This window comes from Sanguibacter sp. Z1732 (genome assembly GCF_051020515.1).
Lineage (GTDB): Bacteria > Actinomycetota > Actinomycetes > Actinomycetales > Beutenbergiaceae > CALKWS01.
Window position 1 is genome coordinate 1,233,391 of sequence record NZ_CP194857.1, and the last position, 19,475, is coordinate 1,252,865.

The 19,475-nt window shown below is 70.1% G+C and carries 16 protein-coding genes and 4 pseudogenes; 8 read left to right on the forward strand and 12 right to left on the reverse strand.

All coding sequences use genetic code 11. The features are described 5' to 3' along the window. Positions 1–502: 502 nt before the first annotated feature. From ACRRRO_RS06610 to ACRRRO_RS06620, 3 genes are all read left to right on the forward strand, one after another. Complete coding sequence (locus tag ACRRRO_RS06610) at positions 503–2,047, forward strand: molybdopterin-dependent oxidoreductase (RefSeq protein WP_424795709.1); 1,545 nt, start codon at positions 503–505, stop codon at positions 2,045–2,047. Between the two features lie 186 nt (positions 2,048–2,233). After that, positions 2,234–2,644: an HIT family protein gene (locus ACRRRO_RS06615; RefSeq protein ID WP_424795708.1), complete on the forward strand. Its 411-nt coding sequence runs from the start codon at positions 2,234–2,236 to the stop codon at positions 2,642–2,644. 84 nt (positions 2,645–2,728) lie between these two features. Beyond that, on the forward strand, positions 2,729–2,941 hold the full coding sequence (locus tag ACRRRO_RS06620) for a dodecin (RefSeq protein WP_424787097.1): 213 nt from the start codon (positions 2,729–2,731) through the stop codon (positions 2,939–2,941). Between the two features lie 75 nt (positions 2,942–3,016). Here ACRRRO_RS06620 and soxR read toward each other — a convergent pair whose 3' ends face one another. Further along, positions 3,017–3,475, reverse strand: a complete 459-nt coding sequence (gene soxR / locus ACRRRO_RS06625; RefSeq protein WP_424795707.1) for a redox-sensitive transcriptional activator SoxR — start codon at positions 3,473–3,475, stop codon at positions 3,017–3,019. A 144-nt stretch (positions 3,476–3,619) separates the two neighbouring features. Here soxR and ACRRRO_RS06630 point away from each other — a divergent pair. The 3 genes and pseudogenes from ACRRRO_RS06630 to ACRRRO_RS06640 all read left to right on the forward strand — a co-directional run bounded on the left by ACRRRO_RS06630 (position 3,620) and on the right by ACRRRO_RS06640 (position 7,632). Further along, a pseudogene (locus ACRRRO_RS06630) lies at positions 3,620–5,507 on the forward strand (ABC transporter ATP-binding protein). A gap of 57 nt (positions 5,508–5,564) precedes the next feature. Beyond that, positions 5,565–6,179: a nucleotidyltransferase family protein gene (locus ACRRRO_RS06635; protein ID WP_434081275.1), complete on the forward strand. Its 615-nt coding sequence runs from the start codon at positions 5,565–5,567 to the stop codon at positions 6,177–6,179. 257 nt (positions 6,180–6,436) lie between these two features. Next, a protein-coding gene (locus ACRRRO_RS06640; RefSeq protein WP_424795704.1) for an IS3 family transposase occupies positions 6,437–7,632 on the forward strand; the annotation gives its coding sequence in 2 pieces (ribosomal slippage) (positions 6,437–6,707 and positions 6,707–7,632; 1,197 coding nt in all). A 161-nt stretch (positions 7,633–7,793) separates the two neighbouring features. Here the strand turns inward: ACRRRO_RS06640 and ACRRRO_RS06645 are convergent. Together ACRRRO_RS06645 and ACRRRO_RS06650 are read right to left on the reverse strand one after the other, a co-directional pair. Continuing rightward, positions 7,794–8,069, reverse strand: a complete 276-nt coding sequence (locus tag ACRRRO_RS06645; RefSeq protein ID WP_424795703.1) for a ring-opening amidohydrolase — start codon at positions 8,067–8,069, stop codon at positions 7,794–7,796. A 13-nt stretch (positions 8,070–8,082) separates the two neighbouring features. Continuing rightward, positions 8,083–9,582 (reverse strand): SulP family inorganic anion transporter, encoded by a 1,500-nt coding sequence (locus ACRRRO_RS06650; protein ID WP_424795797.1) that lies wholly within the window; start codon positions 9,580–9,582, stop codon positions 8,083–8,085. A 319-nt stretch (positions 9,583–9,901) separates the two neighbouring features. On the opposite strand from ACRRRO_RS06650, the gene ACRRRO_RS06655 reads away from it, so the two are divergent. Continuing rightward, positions 9,902–10,288, forward strand: coding sequence for a MerR family transcriptional regulator (locus ACRRRO_RS06655; RefSeq protein ID WP_424795702.1), 387 nt, complete (start codon positions 9,902–9,904; stop codon positions 10,286–10,288). Positions 10,289–10,383: 95 nt separating this feature from the next. Here ACRRRO_RS06655 and ACRRRO_RS06660 read toward each other — a convergent pair whose 3' ends face one another. Both ACRRRO_RS06660 and ACRRRO_RS06665 read right to left on the reverse strand, forming a co-directional pair. Continuing rightward, positions 10,384–10,698 (reverse strand): CoA transferase, encoded by a 315-nt coding sequence (locus ACRRRO_RS06660; protein WP_424795701.1) that lies wholly within the window; start codon positions 10,696–10,698, stop codon positions 10,384–10,386. Between the two features lie 73 nt (positions 10,699–10,771). Next, positions 10,772–11,164 (reverse strand): annotated as a pseudogene (locus tag ACRRRO_RS06665) (SDR family oxidoreductase); the annotation flags it as partial. A 159-nt stretch (positions 11,165–11,323) separates the two neighbouring features. Between ACRRRO_RS06665 and ACRRRO_RS06670 the strand changes: the two are divergent. Continuing rightward, on the forward strand, positions 11,324–11,548 hold the full coding sequence (locus ACRRRO_RS06670; protein WP_424795796.1) for an XdhC family protein: 225 nt from the start codon (positions 11,324–11,326) through the stop codon (positions 11,546–11,548). Positions 11,549–11,683: 135 nt separating this feature from the next. Here ACRRRO_RS06670 and ACRRRO_RS06675 read toward each other — a convergent pair whose 3' ends face one another. The 7 genes and pseudogenes from ACRRRO_RS06675 to ACRRRO_RS06705 form a co-directional block, all read right to left on the reverse strand. Beyond that, the gene (locus tag ACRRRO_RS06675) at positions 11,684–12,826 is read right to left on the reverse strand and encodes an HNH endonuclease signature motif containing protein (RefSeq protein ID WP_424795700.1); all 1,143 of its coding nucleotides are present in this window, start codon (positions 12,824–12,826) and stop codon (positions 11,684–11,686) included. Then, positions 12,765–13,196 carry a hypothetical protein gene (locus ACRRRO_RS06680; protein ID WP_424795699.1) on the reverse strand — a complete coding sequence of 144 codons (432 nt, stop codon included), beginning with the start codon at positions 13,194–13,196 and terminating at the stop codon, positions 12,765–12,767. Before ACRRRO_RS06680 ends, ACRRRO_RS06675 begins: the two co-directional genes overlap by 62 nt. 208 nt (positions 13,197–13,404) lie before the next feature. Next, positions 13,405–14,706, reverse strand: coding sequence for a carboxyl transferase domain-containing protein (locus tag ACRRRO_RS06685; RefSeq protein ID WP_424795698.1), 1,302 nt, complete (start codon positions 14,704–14,706; stop codon positions 13,405–13,407). Between the two features lie 365 nt (positions 14,707–15,071). Next, positions 15,072–16,191, reverse strand: a pseudogene (locus ACRRRO_RS06690) (bifunctional 2-methylcitrate synthase/citrate synthase). Between the two features lie 2 nt (positions 16,192–16,193). Next, a complete protein-coding gene (prpB, locus tag ACRRRO_RS06695; protein ID WP_424795697.1) occupies positions 16,194–17,159 on the reverse strand; it encodes a methylisocitrate lyase in 966 nt (321 codons plus the stop codon). Further along, positions 17,159–18,698: pseudogene (locus tag ACRRRO_RS06700) on the reverse strand (MmgE/PrpD family protein). Before ACRRRO_RS06700 ends, prpB begins: the two are co-directional and overlap by 1 nt. Before the next feature lie 71 nt (positions 18,699–18,769). Beyond that, positions 18,770–19,450 (reverse strand): GntR family transcriptional regulator, encoded by a 681-nt coding sequence (locus ACRRRO_RS06705; RefSeq protein WP_424795696.1) that lies wholly within the window; start codon positions 19,448–19,450, stop codon positions 18,770–18,772. Positions 19,451–19,475 lie beyond the last annotated feature (25 nt).

Here is a 19,475-nt window from a genome sequence, read left to right on the forward strand (position 1 = left end):
CCTTCAGGCCAGTGGATACAGGACCGTGTCAACGACCGCTCTCGCGCGAGCGCACAGGCGTACCGAAATTCCCAACGAGGTCGTACACCTTTTGGCGGCGATCGAAACGAGCGTTCAGGGCCACTCCTAAGAATCGGCCTCAATACGCTAGCGATGCGGATCTGAGGTGGCATTGCCTCGGCGCGTCGCCTGCTTTCGATGCCGTTTCTACGGACGCCGCGCCCCGCCGTCTCCCTTGGGTTGGTGCCGGGCTGGAGGTTCGGGTCGGGCGCATGCAGGCAGGTGGTTTCGAGTTCCTCGACGATCGGGGTCCCGCCGGGGCGGCGTTGACGCGGGGCCGCTCGGCCCAGTCCGCACCAACGGTTCCGGCCACATCCGGTGTGCCCCGGTAGCTGCGGATTGACAAGGCGGCGCGACAGGTCTAGGTCAAGTTCACCTTCCGGACTGATCGCGATGGATCAGCACATGCGGATGAGTTACCACCTAGTGCGATCATGGGGTGATGAGCCGGGGCTCCGCAGCAGAAGCCGCGCTGGCCGGGGTGGCCGCGGGGGCGGTGACCCTCGGCATGGCGGAGATCGGCGCTGCCCTGCTCACCCGCACCGGCGGCGCCGGGGCCACCCCGTCACCGCTGCTGGCAGTGGCCGACACGACCGTCGATTACTCGCCGGCGTGGCTGCGCGACATCGCCATCGCCACCTTCGGCGCCGCGGACAAGACCGTGCTGCTGGTCGGGATGGGCGTGATGCTGGCCGTGGTCTGCGCCGGCATCGGGCGTCTTGCGGCCAGCCGGATGACGACGGCGATGCTCACCTTCGTGGTGGTGGGTGCGGTGGGGACGACGGCGGTGCTCACCCGTCCTGGGGCGCAGGTGGGCGACGTCGTACCCACCGCGGTCGCCGTCGTCGTCGGCCTGTTCGTGATGAACGGGCTCAGCCGGCCGCGCCCGCAACGGCAGGCCGGGGTGGAGCAGCCGGCCACGAGCACCGACCGGCGTTCGGTGCTGGTCTGGGGCGCCTCGCTGACGGTACTGGGGACGCTGGGTATCGTGGCCGGCCGGGCGCTGCAGGGCGCCGGTCAGGTGGTGCGCGCCGCACGGGAGATGTTCACCGTGCCGGCCGTGGCCGAGCCGGTGGTGATTCCGGCACAGGTCGATCCGGGTGTGGAGGGACTCTCGCCCTGGCGAACCCCGAACGACGCCTTCTACCGGATCGATACCGCGCTAGCGGTGCCGCAGGTGGACCCGGGCACGTGGCGGCTGCGGGTGCACGGCCTGGTGGAACGGGAGGTGGAGATCGACTTCGATCACTTACTGGCCCAGGAGATGGTGGAGGCGGCCGTGACACTGACGTGCGTGTCTAACCCGGTCGGTGGGGACCTGGTCGGTAACGCGGTATGGACCGGGTGGCCGGTGCGCGAGCTCCTCGCCCGGGCCGAGCCGGACCCGGATGCGGACGTGGTGCTGTCCACCAGCGCCGACGGGTGGAGCGCCGGCACTCCGCTGAACGTCCTCACCGACGAGCGCAACGCCCTGCTGGCGGTGGCGATGAACGGGCGGCCGCTGCCGGCCCAGCACGGATTCCCGGTGCGGCTGGTGGTGCCCGGGCTGTACGGGTACGTGTCGGCAACCAAGTGGGTGACAGATCTGAAGGTCACCCGGTTCGCCGACGACGAGGGGTACTGGAGCCCGCGAGGTTGGTCCGAGCGCGGGCCGATCAAGACCGCATCGCGCATCGACGTCCCGGCCGGCGAGCGCGTGCAGGCCGGGGCGACGGTGATCGCCGGGGTGGCCTGGGCCCAGCACCGCGGCATCAGCGCAGTCGAGGTCCGGATCGACAACGAGCCTTGGCAGCAGGCCACCCTGGCCGCCGAGCCCAGCGTGGATGCCTGGCGGATGTGGCACCTGGACTGGGAGGCCACACCCGGTGAGCACGTGATCGTCGTACGCGCCACCGACGGCAGCGGGGCCACCCAGACCGAACGCGCCATGCCACCGGTGCCCGACGGCGCCAGCGGGTGGCACTCGGTGCAGGTCGAGGTCATATAACTGCGCCAAAGCAGCGGCTGGATTACCGCCGGGCGCACGTGGCCACGCAAGAGCAGGTGCGTGCCGTCGTCCTGGTCTTCCTCCCGCTCGGCCGCCCGCAGCCAACGGGCGCGCGCAACGAGCCGCTGCCATCATCACCCCCATGGATCGACCCCGCACCACACCACATCCCCTCTCCCGGGCCTCATGAACACCTGCGCCTTCTGCCGCATCGCCGACCACACCGAGCCGGCGAACCTGGTGCTGGACACCGAGGACGCGTTGGCCTTCCTGGACATCCACCCGCTGTTCAAGGGCCACGTGCTGGTGATCCCGCGCGAGCACCACGTGACGTTGCCGGACCTGCCCCCGGCGCAGGTGGGACCGTTCTTCGCCGCGGTGCAGCGCGTGTCCGCCGCGCTGCCCGAGGCGCTAGGGGCACATGGGACGTTCGTGGCGATGAACAACGTCGTCAGCCAGAGTGTGGCCCACCTGCACTCCCACGTGATCCCGCGCCGCCGTAAGGACGGCCTGCGCGGGTTCTTCTGGCCCCGCCAGCGCTACGACGACGACGAGGCCACCGAGTACGCCAAGCGGATCCGGTCGGCGCTCGGTTGAAGGCTGCGGTTGAAGCCTGCGGTTGAGGCCGACGTCGGCGCCGGGCCCACATGCGGTGCGGACCGAGCACGGCCACAATGAACCATGAGCGATCACACGTACCGAGTAACCGAGATCGTCGGCTCCTCCCCCGAAGGTGTCGACCCCGCGATTCGTAACGGCCTGGCCCGGGCGAGCAAGACGTTGCGCAACCTCGACTGGTTCGAGGTCACCCAGATCCGCGGCCACGTCGAGGACGGCCAGATCGGGCACTTCCAGGTCGGCCTGAAGGTCGGCTTCCGTCTCGACGACGAGTAAACCCACCACGATCCCGCAGGCACACGGTGCCCGGAGGAGCCTGGGCACAGGTGCGGGCGCCCGGCCTCCCGCCCCTCACTCTTCTAGCAACCGCCTCGGCCCCGGCCCGCGACGGCCGTAGACGTCCTCGGGGTTCGCTAGCCCGCACCGGTCGATGGACAGGCACCCGCACCCGACGCAGTCGGTGAAGTCATCGCGCAACTGCTGCAGGTGGTGGATGCGCTCGTCCAACTCCGTTCGCCAGCGCCCCGAGAGCCGCTGCCAGTCCGCTCGCGTGGGTGTCCGCCCGGCGGGCAGTTCGTCGAGGGCCTCCCGCACCTGCGCCAACGGAACGCCCACCCGGTGGGCGATGCGGATCAGCGCCACCCGGCGCAGGGTGTCGCGCCGGTACCGGCGCTGGTTGCCCGCGGTCCGAGTGCTGGTGATCAGGCCCTTGCGTTCGTAGAAGTGCAGCGCTGAGGCCGCCGCGCCACTGCGGGCGGCCAACTCCCCGATGCTGAGTTCGTTGTGGTTCCACGCGGGCGCTGTGGTCATGATCGCTCCAGAATCCCGTTGACCTCAACCATGGTTGAGGGTACACAGTAGTGGCTTCTGCGCCGCTGGGGACCGCCCAGCGGCGCAACCCCACCTGCGCCCGCACGATCCCTCCGCACTATCCCGACCCCAGGGGAGCACCCCATGAGCATGGAGTCCACCGCGTGGCACTCGATGTACACCGCCATGCACGCCCAGAACGACCGACGGCCATTCTCCCGCGCCACCCTGGCCCGGATCGCCGCATTCGCCGTCCCGCACCGGCGCCGGATCGTCTGGTTCACCCTGGTCAGCGTCCTGACCGCCGCCATGGCCGTGGCCACACCCCTGCTGGCGGGGCGCGTCATCGACGCGATCACCCACAACGCCGAGGTGCGCGTCGTCGTCATCCTCGCCGCCGCACTGATCGGGCTCATCGCGCTCGCCGAGGCCGGGTTCGGCCTGGTACAGCGCTGGCTGTCGGCCAACATCGGCGAAGGCCTGATCCTGGACCTGCGCACCACGGTCTACGACCACGTGCAGACGATGCCGGTGGCGTTCTTCAGCCGCACCCGCACCGGCGCGCTGGTGAGCCGGCTGAACAACGACGTGATCGGCGCCCAACGCGCGTTCTCCGACACCCTCTCCGGGGTGGTCAGCAACGTCGTCACCCTCGTGCTGGCGCTGATCGCGATGGTCTCACTGTCCTGGCAGATCACCGTGATGACGTTGCTGCTGTTGCCGGTGTTCGTGCTCCCGGCCCGGCGGATGGGTGCGCGGCTGGCCCGGCTGCGCCGCGAGGCCGCCAACCACAACTCGACCATGAGCACCCAGATGACCGAGCGTTTCTCCGCCGCCGGCGCCACCCTGATCAAACTGTTCGGGCGCCCGGACCGCGAGTCGGTCGAGTTCGCCTCCCGGGCCGCCCGGGTCCGTGACATCGGCGTGCGCTCGGCGATGGTCCAGGAGGTCTTCTTCATCGCCCTGACCCTGGTCTCGGCCCTGGCGCTGGCGCTGGTCTACGGGCTGGGCGGGTTCTTCGCCCTGGACGGGGAGTTGGAGGCCGGCGCAGTGGTGGCCCTGGCGCTGTTGCTGACCCGGCTGTACGCGCCGCTGACGGCCCTGGCCAACACCCGGGTGGAGGTGATGAACGCGATGGTCAGTTTCGAGCGGGTCTTCGAGGTGCTCGACCTGCGCCCCCTCATCAGGCAGAAGCCCGACGCCGTGGCGCTGCCGGATGGGCCGTTGTCGGTCGAGTTCGACGATGTCTCCTTCGCCTACCCCTCGGCCGAGCAGGTCTCCCTCGCCTCCCTGGAGGAGGTCGCCACCCTGGACCCGCGGGCCGGCGCCACGGTGCTGCACCAGGTGAACCTGCGGGCCGAGCCCGGGCAGACCGTGGCGCTGGTGGGCTCCACCGCGCGCGGGAAAGTCCACCATCGCCTCCCTCATCCCGCGGCTGTTCGACGTCGACTCCGGCGCCGTGCGCATCGGCGGGCTGGACGTGCGCGATGCCACCACCGACTCCCTGCGCGATGCCATCGGGATGGTCACCCAGGACGGGCACCTGTTCCACGACACCGTGCGGGCCAACGTCGCGCTGGCCCGGCCGGAGACGTCCGACGACGACGTCTGGGCCGTGCTGCACCGGGCGCGGCTGGGTGAGCTGGTCGCCTCGCTGCCCGACGGCCTGGACACCGTGGTCGGTGAGCGCGGGTACCGCCTCTCCGGCGGGGAGCGCCAGCGGCTGACGATCGCGCGGATGCTGCTCGCCCAGCCGCGGGTGGTGATCCTGGACGAGGCCACGGCCCACCTGGACTCCACCTCCGAGGCGGCCGTGCAGGCCGCGCTCACCGAGGCCCTGGCCGGGCGCACCGCCATCGTGATCGCGCACCGCCTGTCCACCATCCAGGCGGCGGACACGATCCTGGTGGTCGAGGACGGGCGGATCGTGGAGTCCGGGGGCAACGCCGCGCTGCTCGCCGCCGAGGGCCGGTACGCCGAGTTGTACCGCACGCAGTTCTCCCGGGGCGAGGAAGTACCGGCGGCACTCTGAGCGGGCAGGCACCGGCCGTACCCATGAGCCGTGAGCCGGCATCGATACGCTGGCTCGATGGCGAACGTGGCGGGCATCCTGCTGGCGGCCGGGGCCGGGCGGCGGATGGGCCGGCCGAAGGCGCTGATGCGCGCGGTCGATGGCACGCCTTGGCTCACCGCCGCCGGCCGGGCACTGCACGACGGCGGCTGCTCGCCCGTCGTCGTCGTCCTCGGTGCCGCTGCAGAAGAGGCGCGGGCGTTGCTGAACGGCCTGGACGTGCAGGCACTCGAGGCCGGCGACTGGGCGACCGGCATGGGCGCCTCCTTGCGCACCGGCCTGGCGTCGCTGGCCGAGGGGGTCGGGCGCCCCGACCGGGATGGGGATGGCGATGATCCGGCGCTGACCACCCCAGACGCGGCGCGGATCCACCTGGTGGACCTGCCCGACGTGGGGCCCGACGTCGTCGCGCGGGTGGTCGACCGCGCCGCGCCCGACGTGCTGGCCCGCGCGGACTACGGCCACGGCCCGGCACATCCGGTGCTCATCGGCCGCGAGCACTGGCCTGGGGTGATCGCGAGCGCCCAGGGAGACCGTGGCGCCCGGGACTACCTCCGGGGCCGCGACGTGCTCGCCGTGGACTGCTCGGACCTGGCCACCGGCCGCGACATCGACACCCCCGCGGACCTGTAACCCGCGCGGCGCCCCGCGCCACCACCCCGCACCACCCCCTCGCGCCGCCACACGCCGTCCGCCACCCGCCACCACACGCCGCAACCGTCCAATTGGATAGTTCCGGCGACCCCATCGCATCCCCACTCGCTGCAACCATCCAATTGGATAGTTCCAGCGAATCCGCCGCACCACCTGACCTGGGGTTGACCCCGGTTTCCGGTCACTGACCAGGCGGGTTCCGCGTGTTCGCGGGCCTGTCGGGGAGGATGTCCGTGATGAGCACGAGCAAGAAGAGGAAGTCGTATACGCCGGAGTATCGGCGTGAGGCCGCGCGTCTGGTGATCGATACGGATCGGACGATCGCCGCGGTCGCGCGGGAGATCGGTGTCGGCGAGCAGCTGCTGGGCCGGTGGGTGCAGCAGGAGCGCGCTCGCGGTGGCAGACCCGAGGCGTCACTGGATGTGGACGAGCGTGCTGAGTTGGAGCGGCTGCGTCGCGAGAACCAGGATTTGCGGATGGACAACGAGTTCCTGGGAAAAGCGGCGGCCTTCTTCGCGTCGAAGCAGAACCCGAGGAGCGGTTCGCGGTGATCGAAGCGGAGAAGGCCGACCCGGACAGCACGATGACTGTCACACGGATGTGTCGGCTGCTGGGGGTGGATCGTCGCCGGTTCTACCAGTGGCGGACTCGGATAGTTGCCGGACCGACTCCTCGACAGCAGCGAGCGGCGGATCTGACCGCGCAGATCCGTGCGTTCCACGCCGCTTCCGACGGCACCTATGGGGCACCACGAATCCATGCTGATCTGCAGGACGCCGGAGTGGCCGTGTCGCGCAAGACGGTCGCGAAACTCATGCGGGTCGACGGGATCAGCGGGATCAGCCCGCGGACCTGGCACCCCGCAACCACGGCGCAGGGACCAGATCCGTTCCCCGTCCCCGATCTCGTCGAACGGCAATTCGACCAGGGTGACCGGGACCGCGCGTGGTTCTCCGACATCACGTATCTGCACACCGGTGAAGGATGGGCATACCTGTGTGCCGTCCGCGACGGGAACACCCGCCGGGTGCTCGGACGCACCGTCGGTGACAGCTTGCACGCCGACCTCGTCGAGGACGCACTACGCCAGGCCGTCGCACTGCGCGGCGATCTGCCCCGCCAGGTGATCTTCCACGCCGATCGGGGTACCCAATACACCAGCGCGCAACTCGCGAACGCTGCTGTCGAGCTGGGGCTGCTCAGGTCGATGGGACGCACCGGAGTGTGCTGGGACAACGCCGCCGCGGAATCGTTCTGGTCCACGTTCAAGAACGAGTACTACTACCGGCACACGTTCGCCACGATCGATGCCGCCCGCCGCGGCACCTACACCTGGATCGACGGCTGGTACAACGCGCGCCGCCGCCACTCCGCCATCGGCTACATCAGCCCGCTAGAGTACGAACGCCGCCAACTCGCGCTGGCAGCCTGACCAACCAACCACCTGACCGGGAATCGGGGTCAGCCTCAACCCGCCGCAACCATCATTGGGCGGTTGCGGCGGGGTGATGTAGCGGCGCGGCTGGCGCGACGGGGTGGCGCGGCGCGACGGGGTGGTGCGGCGCGTGGCGGTGCGGCGGGCGAGCCGCCGGCTCAGGCGGTCGGCTTCGGCGGGCGGTACCCGGTCGGCTCCTCGCCCATGTCCACGATCGCGGCCACCGGGCCGCCGCCGTCGGGCCCTTGGTAGGCAGCCGAGACGGACACGAACACCGCTGGATCACCGGTCACCGAGGCGGTCACCCCACCCACGGCGGCCTTGATCTGGCGGTGCCAGTCCACGTCGGAGTCATCCATCATGGCGTTGCGGCGCCCGCGGACCTGCCCGTCGCCGGAGGTCTCGCACTTGGGGAACACGTTCACCAGGCGCACGTCGATGTCATCGTTAGTGGCCGTTGTTCAGGTGCCCCGCCAACCGGGCGTGGCGTTCGGAACTGGCTTCGTTGAGCCCGGTGATGGTGACCGTCTTGCCCTTGTCGGCGTACTTGGTGGTGATGACATCGAGGGTGGCCACGGTGGAGGCGTCCCAGATGTGGGACTGGGACAGGTCGATGACGACGTTCTTGGGGTCCCCGGTGTAGTCGAACTGGTAGATCAGGTCGTTGGAGGAGGCCCAGAGCAACTCGCCGATGACGGCGTAGACGCGGGTGTCCTCATCGGGGCGGTCCACTTCGATGACCTCGGTGAAGTGGGCCACCCGGTTGACGAACATCACCGCGGCCACCACGACCCCGGCCAGCACCCCATAGGCCAGGTTGTGCGTGGCCACCGTGATCACCACGGTCGTGAGCATCACGGCGGTTTCGCTCTTGGGCATCCGGCGCAGCGTGTTGAGCCGGATGGAGTGCCAGTCGAACGTCGCGACCGAGACCATGATCATCACCGCCACCAGGGCAGCCATCGGGATCTGCCCGATGACGTCGCCGAAGCCCACCACCAGGATGAGCAGGAAGATCCCGGCCAGGAAGGTGGAGATGCGCGTGCGGGCCCGGGAGGCCTTCACGTTGATCATGGTCTGGCCGATCATCGCGCACCCGCCCATGCCGCCGAAGAAGCCGGTGATGATGTTCGCCGCGCCCTGCCCCCAGGTCTCCCGGGTCTTGTTGGAGTGGGTGTCGGTCACGTCGTCGACCAGCTTGGCCGTCATCAGCGACTCCATCACCCCCACCAGCGCCATCGCGACCGCGAACGGGCCGATGATCTGCAAGGTCTCCAGGTTCAGGGGCACATCGGGCAGGAACAACGAGGGCAGCGAGTCCGGCAACTCGCCCTGATCGCCCACGTTCGGGACCGCGAACGCGAAGGCGACGGTGACGGTGGTAAGCACCACGATCGCCACCAGCGGCGCCGGCACCACCGCGGTGAGTTTCGGGAGGAACACCATGATCGCGATGCCCACGGCCACCATCACGTAGACCAGCCAGCTCACCCCGGTCAGGTACGGCAGTTGCGCCATGAAGATCAGGATCGCCAGGGCGTTGACGAACCCGACCATCACGCTGCGCGGGATGAACCGCATCAACCGGGCCACCCCGAGCACGGCGAAGAGCACCTGGATGATCCCGGCCAGGATCACCGTGGCGATGAAGTAGTCCATCCCGTGCTCGCGCATCACCGGGGCGATCACCAGCGCGATCGCGCCGGTGGCCGCCGAGATCATCGCCGGGCGCCCACCCAGGAACGCGATGGACACCGCCATCGTGAAGGAGGCGAACAGCCCCACCCGCGGGTCCACCCCGGCGATGATGGAGAAACTGATCGCCTCCGGAATCAGTGCCAGGGCCACCACCAGCCCGGCCAGCACCTCGGTGCGCAACCTGCGCGGGCTGCGCAGCGTACCGATCACCGAGGTGACGTCCTCGGTGCGCGCCTTGCGGCGCTGCATCGGGGTACGCCGGGGCGGACGCGGGGCGCTCCGGCGGTCGGGCTGGGCAGCAGCAGGCGTGGACAAAGAGACTCCGGGGGTTTCAGCGGCGGTACTCGCCGATGGTCACGGTCACGGCGCGCCGTTGAGCGTCGAGGCGCCCAGGTGCTGGGCATCATCGACGGCACCTGCGCAGTCCGACCGAAACTCTACCCTAACGAGAGGGTAGAGTTTGTGTGAGGTTCCTCGCCCCGCGGGGTGCCGGCCATCGGCGCCATCGCTCGACCCGGTAGAGCGGGAGTGCCAGCCGGTAGAGTCAGGCGACCGGAGAAGGAGGGCTATGGCTGCGCACATGCAGATCGGGGAAGTGGCCGAACGCACCGGCCTGTCCCAGCGCACCATCCGTTACTACGGCGAAGTCGGTCTGGTCACTCCCTCCAGCAGGACCGAAGGAGGCTTCCGGCTCTACACCGACAGCGACGTCTCCCAGTTCGAACTGATCAAGAAGATGAAGCCGCTGGAGTACAGCCTCGAGGAGATGCGCGAGGTCCTCGACGTGATCGCCGAACTCGACGCCGAGCCCACCGCCTCCCGCCGCGCGGAGCTCACGAGCCAGCTCATCGCCCTCCGGGAGGCGGCCACCACACGGCGTGACGGACTCGCGGCCCAACTCGCCGCCGCCGAGTCGTTCATCACCCAACTGGACGAACGCTCCGCGCAGCCCTAGCCGACCCCACACGCGGGCGCCTCCCTGCGCCCGGTGGGCGAGCAGGTTTCGTCAGGGCCTGCCCCGGCCAAGGTGCGCTTGCGGTTCAGTGCGCGTCAGCGCGCCGGCGTCTGTTCCAACCAGGCCCGGATCGCCGCCTCATCACCGCCCAGCGCCGGCGGCGCGAGGCGCTCCTCCCGGCAGCGCTCCCCCTCGGCGTCGAACCAGCGCAGCGGCGGGCCGGGCAGTTGCACGGTGCCGAGGTCGGGGTGCTCCACGTCGATGAGCAGGCCCTGGGAGCGGGTCTGGTCCCAGTCGTAGACCCGGTCCAGGGTGCGCACCTCCCCGGCGGGCACACCGGCGGCGTTGAGCCGCTCCATCAGTTCCGCCAACACCAGGTCGGCGAACGCGGCGTTGACCAGGTCGATCAAATGAGCCCTCGGTGCGGGCAGGTTCCAGGTAGCCGAGCAGGTTCTGGGCGTAGGTGGCCGGTTGCACGATGGTCCAGTGCAACGGGCGAGTGCGCAGCGCCAGTTCGGTGCGGGCTTTGCGCAGGTGGTGCGGCATCGCGGGCACGTACGGGGCCAGCACCGAGTGCAGAATGAGGCGGCGTACCCCGGCCACCACCGCGGCATCGGCCACCCGGGCCCCGATCGCGTCCTCCTCCGGGTGCATGTTCGGGGGCACGTGATAGACCGCGTCGGCACCACCGAACGCCTCGGTCAACGCCGCCGCATCGGTGAAGTGGGCGGTGCGGGCCGCCACACCCTGGCCGCGGAACTCCTGGGCCGCCGACGCGCGCCGCACCAGGGCGATCGGCTCGTGCCCGGCCCGGCGCAGCCCCGCGATGACGGCCCGGCCCGTCTTACCGCCGGCACCGGTGACGACCACGCGCATCGGCACACCTCACAGGTAGTCGTAGGACGAACTGTGGGCACCACCGGACAGGCTGGCATAACCCGGGCCGCGGTCGAAGAACGGCTCGTCGGTGCCGCGGGCGGCCCGCAACTGCCGGCGCAAGCGCTCGATCTGCCGCAGCGGTGCTACATCGGCGCGATGGGTTCACGGACCACTCACAAGGACCGGATGGACCGGCTCCGCGAAGCGGGGGCCACCGAGGACCAGCTAGCCAGGATCCACAGCCCCATCGGCCTGGACCTGGGCGGGCGCACCCCGGAGGAGACCGCGGTGTCCATCGCGGCGGAGATCATCGCCAACCGGTGGAAGGGCAGCGGCGAGTCGTTGTCCCGAACCGATGGCCGCATCCACCACAGCGACTAGACCACAACGCACGCACCGCCCGCGCGCACGCACGGGCGCGCGCACGCACGGGCGCGCGCACGCCCGGGCGCGCGCAACACTCATCTCCCGCACGGCCGGCTGCGTCCCACACCTCACCCGCACAACGCCCGCGCCCTATTCGCGCATCGCGAAGGTGACCGTGCCGCCTGGCGAGCGGGTGTGGTGGTAGCGATGATCGTGGATGAGTCGATGATGTCGGTGGCATAGCGGCACTGCCTGGTCCAGGTCGGTGCGCCCGCCGTCGGCCCACGGTTTCAGATGGTGCAACTCGCACCACGCATACGGTCGTTGACATCCGTCGGCGGCACAGGCGGTGTGTTGGACCGACAGTGCGGTGCGCTGGGATTCGCTGAAGAACCGGGCGCTATGACCCAGGTCCAGCGGCACCGACTTCCCACCCAGCACCACCGGAACCAGACCGGAGTTGCAGGCCAGTTGGCGCGCCTGGGCGGCCGAGATCTTCTCCCCGGTGTCCAGCCCGGCTGCTGCCAGCCGCCCGCGCAGAACCTCTTCATCGAGGGTGACCACGATCGTCGCGGCGGTCTTGGGGCTCAGGTGATCGGTGGGCAGGTGCTCGATCAACTCACACAGTGCCAGGCCGTGGGCGTGGGCCCAGTCGGCCCGCCTGGCTTGGGCCACCCGACCCGGATCAGGCAGACCGACCAGATCGCCCGACTCCTGCGCCGAGGCACCCGCACCGGCACCTCCGGCCCTACCGGCGACACCCGAGCCACCTGCACTACCCGCGCCACCCGCGCCACTCCCACCGCCAGCACCGCCAGCCGCGCCAGCCGCGCCAGCACCGCCAGCACCGCCAGCAGCGCCAGCAGCGCCAGCACCACCCGGGCTACTCCCGACGGCGGCCGGGCTGCCGGACCCGCAATCCTCAACGCCTCCGCTGGCTGCGCCGTCCTGGTCCTTGCGGTTCTCCCGGCGCGGTGCGGTCATGGTCTGGAGCAACTTGCGCAACAGGTGCCCATGAAACACCGGCACGGTGAAGTGGCCCGTGACCGTTCCGTCCTGGTTATCCCGGAGTGTCACCCTGGTGCGCGCCCTGGCCCGCTCCTCCTCGTCGGCCACCTGGCCCTCTTCGTGAGCATCGACCTCATCACGCTGCCTCTCGATGGCTTCCAGCGCTCGGCGAGCCCGTTGCCGCAACACCGAGGGCGGCATCGTCTTGGCCTTCTCAACCAGGTCATCCTCGACCCGTTTGCGTTCCGCGGCGCTGAGATCCGCCGGGAAGTTTCTCTCCCGCACCGACGATCGTCTCGGCGTGCTCCTGGGAGATCTCTCCCCCGTCCAGCGCCTTCTGCGTCGAACTGCGGTCCTTGATCCGAGTGGCCAACTTCGTCTGCCGGCTGGTCTCGCGGCCATCTTCATTGGTGCGCTTCGCCGCCCATGATGCCGTGTCCGCATCCCCGGCCCGCTCGGCCGCCTTGGCCTTCTCCGCCGCCGCCAACACCTTGAGGCGGTAGGCGCACACCCGCGACTCGATCCGCTTGAGGTCCACCAGCAACTGCGCCTGACCCACATCGCTCAGCCCACCCGGATCCATCTGCGCCAACTCATCCAGCGCCGCATGCACGCCCTGGGTGGGCGAGATGGTGGGGAGGGGGTGTACCGCCATAACCCAACATTACTACGAACGCCCGTTCGAATCAAGGGTTTCGAACGCCCTGTTCCAACACCGCTCGTCCTCGCGCCCCGCAGCGCCACCTCGACAGCGTCGCCACCCGAGCGCCACCACCAGCACCGCAGTCCCCGGACCACCACGAGCACCGCAGTCCCAGCACCACCGCGAGCGCCACCGCCAGCACCACCACCAACCCCCTGGCCTACCTCATCGACCGGTACCGATCATGACGAATCCCCAGGCGCTCCTCGGTCCTCATCGCCATGAGTTCGGCAAGGTGCGCCGTAGCCGAGGCGATCAGTCGGCGGCAGAACGCGGCGGGCTCCTCGGCGGCGTCGGGTCGCTCGGGCACGATCTCGTCGACGGCACCAGTCTCGAGCAGGTCCACCGCCCGGATGCGGTGCGCCGCCGCCATGTCCGCCGCACGGTCCGCGGTGCGGTGGATGATCGCGCTGGCGCCCTCGGGCGGCAGCGGCGCCACCCAGCCGTTCTCGGCGCACACGGTGCGATCGGCCGGCAGCAGGGCCAGGGCGGCCACACCGTTGCCCTCGCCCAGGATCGTGGAGACCACCGGCACCCGCACCGTGGCCAGCGCCGCCACCGTGCGCGCGATCTCACCGGCCAGCCCGCCGTGCTCGGCCTCGGTGGTCAACTCCGGGCCCGGTGAGTCGATCACGGTGACCAGCGGCAGGTCCAGCTCCTCGGCCAGGTGGAAGCCGCGTTGGGCCACCCGCAGCGCCGCCGGGCTGAGCGAGGCGTCCCGGCGGGGCCGGCGGTCCTGGCCGATGAGCACACAGGACAGCCCAGGGAACCGGGCCAGGCCCACCGTGATGGTCCCGTCCGACTCCCCGGTCCCGGTGCCGCGCAGCGGAATGAACACCTCCGCCGCGTGCTGCAACAGGTGGTGCAGCCGGGGCCGGTCCGGATTGCGAGTCGCCTGCACCGAGTCCCACGGGGCCCGGTCGGTCGCGATCGTCGCATCGACGAAACGCTCCCCGACCGGCTCCTGGGGCGAGGTCAGCACCCGCAGGGCCTTGACCGCCGTCGTCCGCAGTTCTCCCAGCGGCACCACCCCGTCGATCACACCCTTGCGGGCCAGGCTCTCGGACTGCTGCACGCCCTCGGGCAGCGGTTCGCCGAGCATGATCTCCCGCACCCGGGGACCGAGCAGGCCCACGAGCGCTCCGGGCTGGGCGATCGTGAGGTCGCCCAGGGACCCCCACGACGCCAGTGCGCCCCCGGTGGTGGGGTCGCGCAGGTAGACCAGGTAGGGCAACCCGGCGGCGCGGTGGGCCAGCACCGCCTGGCTGATCTTGATCATGTGCAGGAACGCCGGGGTGCCCTCCTGCATCCGGGTGCCGCCGGACGTCGGCGAGGCCAGCACCGGCAACCCCTCGGCGGTGGCCCGTTCGAACGCCAGCGTGATCCGCTCGCTGGCAGCGGCACCGAGGGAACCGGGCGAGGAAGTCGAAGTCGCCGACGATGACGGCGACCCGGTACCCACCGAGGACGGCCCGCCCGGTCACGACCGCCTCGTCGGCACTGCTGCGCTGGGTGGCCCGCGCGAGCTGGGCGACGTAGGCGGGCCCGTAGTCCGGCTGGGTGGGCGGTGCGTCCCACGGCTCGAAGGATTCCGGATCGAGGACGGTCTCGATCACCTCGTTCAGGGAGATCCTGGCCACGCCCCGCATCCCTTCGCCGGCGAACATCTGTACCGCCTAACGTTAGCCACGCGCGGGCGCCGGGAACATGGGCATCATTGCCAGGACAATCCGGCATCGTTGGGCAGTGTTGTGCCTGACCCGGATGCGGTTGTGCCTGACCCGATGCGGTTGTGGCGTGGACGTCGTCGGTGTCCTTCGGTCGCGACTAACCCAGGTGCCGCTCATCCGGGCCGTTGTAAGCGCTCAACGGCCGGATCAGCGCGTTGGAGGCCCGCTGCTCCATGATGTGGGCGGTCCAGCCGGTGATCCGGGAGGCCACGAACAACGGGGTGAAGATCTCGGTGTCGAAGCCCATCAGGTGGTACGCCGGGCCGGAGGGGTAGTCCAGGTTCGGCTTGATGTCCTTGCGGGAGGTCATCGCGTTCTCGAGGTTGTCATACATCGCGGCGATGTCCGGACGGTCGTAGTGCGCCACCAGGCTGTCCAGGGCTGCCTTCATGCTCTCGCACCCGCGAATCGCCCTTCTTGTACACGCGGTGACCGAAGCCCATGATCTTGCGCTTCTCGGCCAGCGCCTGCTCCAACCACACCTCGGCGTTGTCCGCTTCGCCGATCTCGTCGAACACGTTCATCACCGCCTCGTTCGCCCCGCCGTGCAGCGGACCCTTGAGCGCACCGATCGCGGCCACCACCGCCGAGTACAGGTCGCTCAGGGTGGAGGTGACCACCCGGGCGGTGAAGGTGGAGGCGTTGAAGGAGTGCTCGGCGTACAGGATGAGGGAGACACGGAAGGCATCGACGACGACGTCGGCGGGCACCGATCCGAAGGTCATGTGCAGGAAGTTCTCGGCGTACCCCAGGTCCTCACGCGGGGGCACCAGGTCCTCGCCGCGCCGACGGCGCTGGTCATAGGCGACGACGGCGGGCAGCTGGGCGAGCAGCCGCACCGACTTGGTGAGGTCGGCGGCCTCGGAGTCGTCCCCGGCGTCGGGATCGTTGGCACCGACGACGCTGACGGCGGTGCGTACCACGTCCATCGGGTGTGCGGTGTGCGGGATGGAGTCGATCACGGACCGCACGTTGTCGGCCAGGGCGCGCTGGGAGCGCTCGGTGCGCTCGAAGTCGGCCAACTGCTCTTCGGTGGGCATCTCGCCGTGCCAGAGCAGGTAGGCGACCTGCTCGAAACTGCACTGCTCGGCCAGTTCCTGCACCGGGTAGCCGCGGTACAGCAGGGAGTTGGTGTCCGGGTTGACCTTGGAGATGGCGGTCTCGTCGACGTAGACGCCGGCCAGGCCCTTCTTGATCTCGGGGGCTTCGTTGCTCATGTTCACTCCTTCGTTGTGGCTTCGTCCCCGGCATCGCCGGGGGCCGTGCCGGTGGGGGAGGTACCGGGGGTCGGGGCGGGTGTGTAGGTGAAGACCGAGGCGTCGAACGCGTTGTAGGCCTCGTAGTCGATGAGTTCGTACAGGCGGGCACGGTGCTGCATCTGATCCACGACGCCGGCCAGGGTGCCCTGCGCCTGCAGGGTCTCCAGGCCCCGTTCGGCCGCGCCCATGGCAAGTCGCAGTAGCGACACAGGGTAGATGACGATGGCGATCCCGGCACCGGCGAGTTGGTCGCGGGTGAACAGTTCGGACTTGCCGAACTCGGTCATGTTCGCCAGCACCGGGACGTCGACGGCGGCGCGCACCGCCTCGAACTCGGCCAGGTCACGCATCGCCTCGGGGAAGATGGCGTCGGCCCCGGCGTCCACCAGGGCCTTGGCCCGGTCCTTGGCCGCGTCGAGACCCTCGACCGCGCGGATGTCGGTGCGGGCCATGATCAGCAGGTTGTCGTCGCGGCGGGCCTCGGCGGCGGCGCGGATCCGCTTGGTGGCCGTGGCGGCGTCCACGACCTGTTTACCGTCCAGGTGCCCGCACCGCTTGGGGTTGACCTGGTCCTCGATGTGCAGGCCCGCCACCCCGGCGTCCTCCAGGGCGTGTACGGTGCGGGCCACGTTCATCGGCTCGCCGAACCCGGTGTCGGCATCCACCAGGGCCGGCAGGTCGGTGACCCGCGCGATCTGCTGGGACCTGCCCGCGACCTCGGTCAGGGTGGTCAGACCGATGTCGGGCAGGCCCAGGTCGGCCGAGAGCACCGCCCCGGAGATGTAGACGCCGTCGAAGCCCTTGTCCTGGATGAGTTGGGCACTCAGCGGGTTGAACGCACCGGGGAAGCTGAGCAGGTCGCCGCCGGCGAGCCGCTCGCGGAGCCGCGCGCGCTTGACGTGCGCCGGTGTGGAGGCGTGCAACATCAGAAGATCCCGCCCGGGGCGCTCGCGCCGGCCAGCAGACCGGCCGGAGCGGTGATGGTCAACTCGCCCAACTCCGCTCCGCTCAGGTGCGGCAAGCGCTGGGCGACGTCCAGGAACCGCTCGATCTCGCCGTCGTCCAGTACACCCTGCGCCAGGCGGGAGAACTTGGCGACGTACTGCTCCCGGCCGAAGGGGCGGGCGCCGTAGGGGTGGGCATCGGCGACGGCGATCTCCTCCACGATCGTCGAGCCGTCGGTCAGGGTGATCTCCACCCGGCCACCGAAGGCCTTCTCATCGGGGTCCTTGGAGTGGTAGCGGCGGGTCCACTCGGGGTCCTCTGCGGTGGTGATCTTGTGCCACAGCGCGACGGTGTCCTCGCGGGCGGCGCGTTCGGGGGCGTAGGAACGGGCATGGTGCCAGGCGCCGTCCTGCAGGGCGACGGCGAAGATGTAGGGGATGGAGTGGTCCAGGGTCTCCCGGGAGGCGGTGGGGTCGTACTTCTCCGGGTCGCCTGAGCCGGATCCGATCACGTAGTGGGTGTGATGGGAGGTGTGAATCACGATGCCTGCGATGTTGGCAGCGCTGTCAGGGTCGCGGAGCTCGGGCCGCTCGTTGTGCAGTTTGCGGGCCAGGTCGATCAGCGCCTGGGACTGGTACTCCGCGGAGTGCTCCTTGGTGTAGGTGTCCAGGATGGCGCGTTTCGGTGCGCCGGCCGCCGGCAGCGGCACCCGGTAGTGCGCCTGCGGTCCGTCCAGCATCCAGGCGATCACGCCGTCCTCGCCCTCGTAGATCGGCTCGGGGGAGGTCTGCCCGCGCATGGCCCGGTCGACGGCCTCCACGGCCATCTTCCCGGCGAAGGCGGGGGCGTGGGCCTTCCAGGTGGAGATCTGGCCCTTGCGGGACTGCCGGGTGGCGGTGGTGGTGTGCAGCCCCTGGCCGACGGCCTGGAAGATCGTGGTGGCATCCAGACCGAGCAGGGTCCCGATGCCGGCCGCGGCCGAGGGGCCCAGGTGGGCGACGTGGTCGATCTTGTGCTCGTGCAGGCAGATCGCCCGCACCAGGTTCACCTGGATCTCATAGCCGGTGGCGATGCCGCGGATGAGCTCTGTGCCGGTGAGGCCCCGGGAGTCGGCCAGGTGCTGGGCGACGGCGAGGATCGCCGGGATGTTGTCGGCCGGGTGGGAGTAGTCGGCGGCCAGGAAGGTGTCGTGATGACTAGTCCAGTTCGCGCACGGCCACACCGTTGGCCCAGGCGGCCCACTCGGGGCTGACGCGCTCGGACTGGTCCAGGCCGAACACGGTGGCACCGGGGTTGTAGGGGTGCGCCCGGGCCTGGGCCCGGGAGGCCACGGCCGGCGCGCGGGTCAACGAAGCGGTCGCGACGGCGGCGTTGTCGATGACCCGGTTGATGATCATGTCGGTGACCTCATCGGGAACCTCGACGGGGTCGGCGGCGACCTCGGCGATCTTCCAGGCGAGTTGGTCCTCGCGGGCCAACCCGTCGGCGCTGGGGTGGACCCGGACGTCGTGGGTCACCATGTCCGCGGAACTCATGTGGGGTGCTCCTCATCTGTGGTCGAGCGGTGCTAGAGGTCGAGCGGTGCTGCAGGTCAGGCGCTGGTGGCCGCGGGGGCCTCCTTGTCCAGGGCGATCAGGATGCTGGCCAGGCTCGCGCGCAGGTGGATGGCGGTGGCCTGTGCGGCCAGCGTGCCGTCACCGGCGGCGATCGCCTCGGCGATCATCCGGTGTTCCTGCGCCGCCTGCACCAGCCGCTGGTGGTCATCGCGGGAGAGCCGGCGAGCGCGCGCCACCTGCGAACGCAGGGAGACCAGGGCCCGCTGGATCGCGGGGCTGTGCATCGCCGCATCGAGCGCGCCGTCCAGGTCCGCGACCAGCCGGTAGTAGCCGGCATGCTCGGGATCCTGGGGGATGAGCAGTTCGGCGGCCTCGGCGAAGCGATCGGCCAGGGCGGTGAACACGGCGGGCTCCCCCCGCAGCGCCGCCAGCCGCGCCGCCTGGGTCTCGAGCGCCTCGCGCAGTTCGAACAGGTGCCGCACGTCCTCCGGCGAGATGGCCGAGACGGTGTAGGTGCGACCCTTGCCGACCACGCACAGCCCCTCGGCGCCCAGTCGTCTCAGGGCTTCGCGCAGCGGTGTGCGTGAGACCCCCAGCCGCCCGGCCTGGTCGACCTCACCCAGCGCGGTGCCCGGAGGCAGGTGGCCGGAGATGATGTCCTGGCGCAACTGCACGTAGGCGCGTTCGCTGGCGAGCATGGCTCCGACGATAGCCATTCGACTCGCCCTTGTATACATCAGA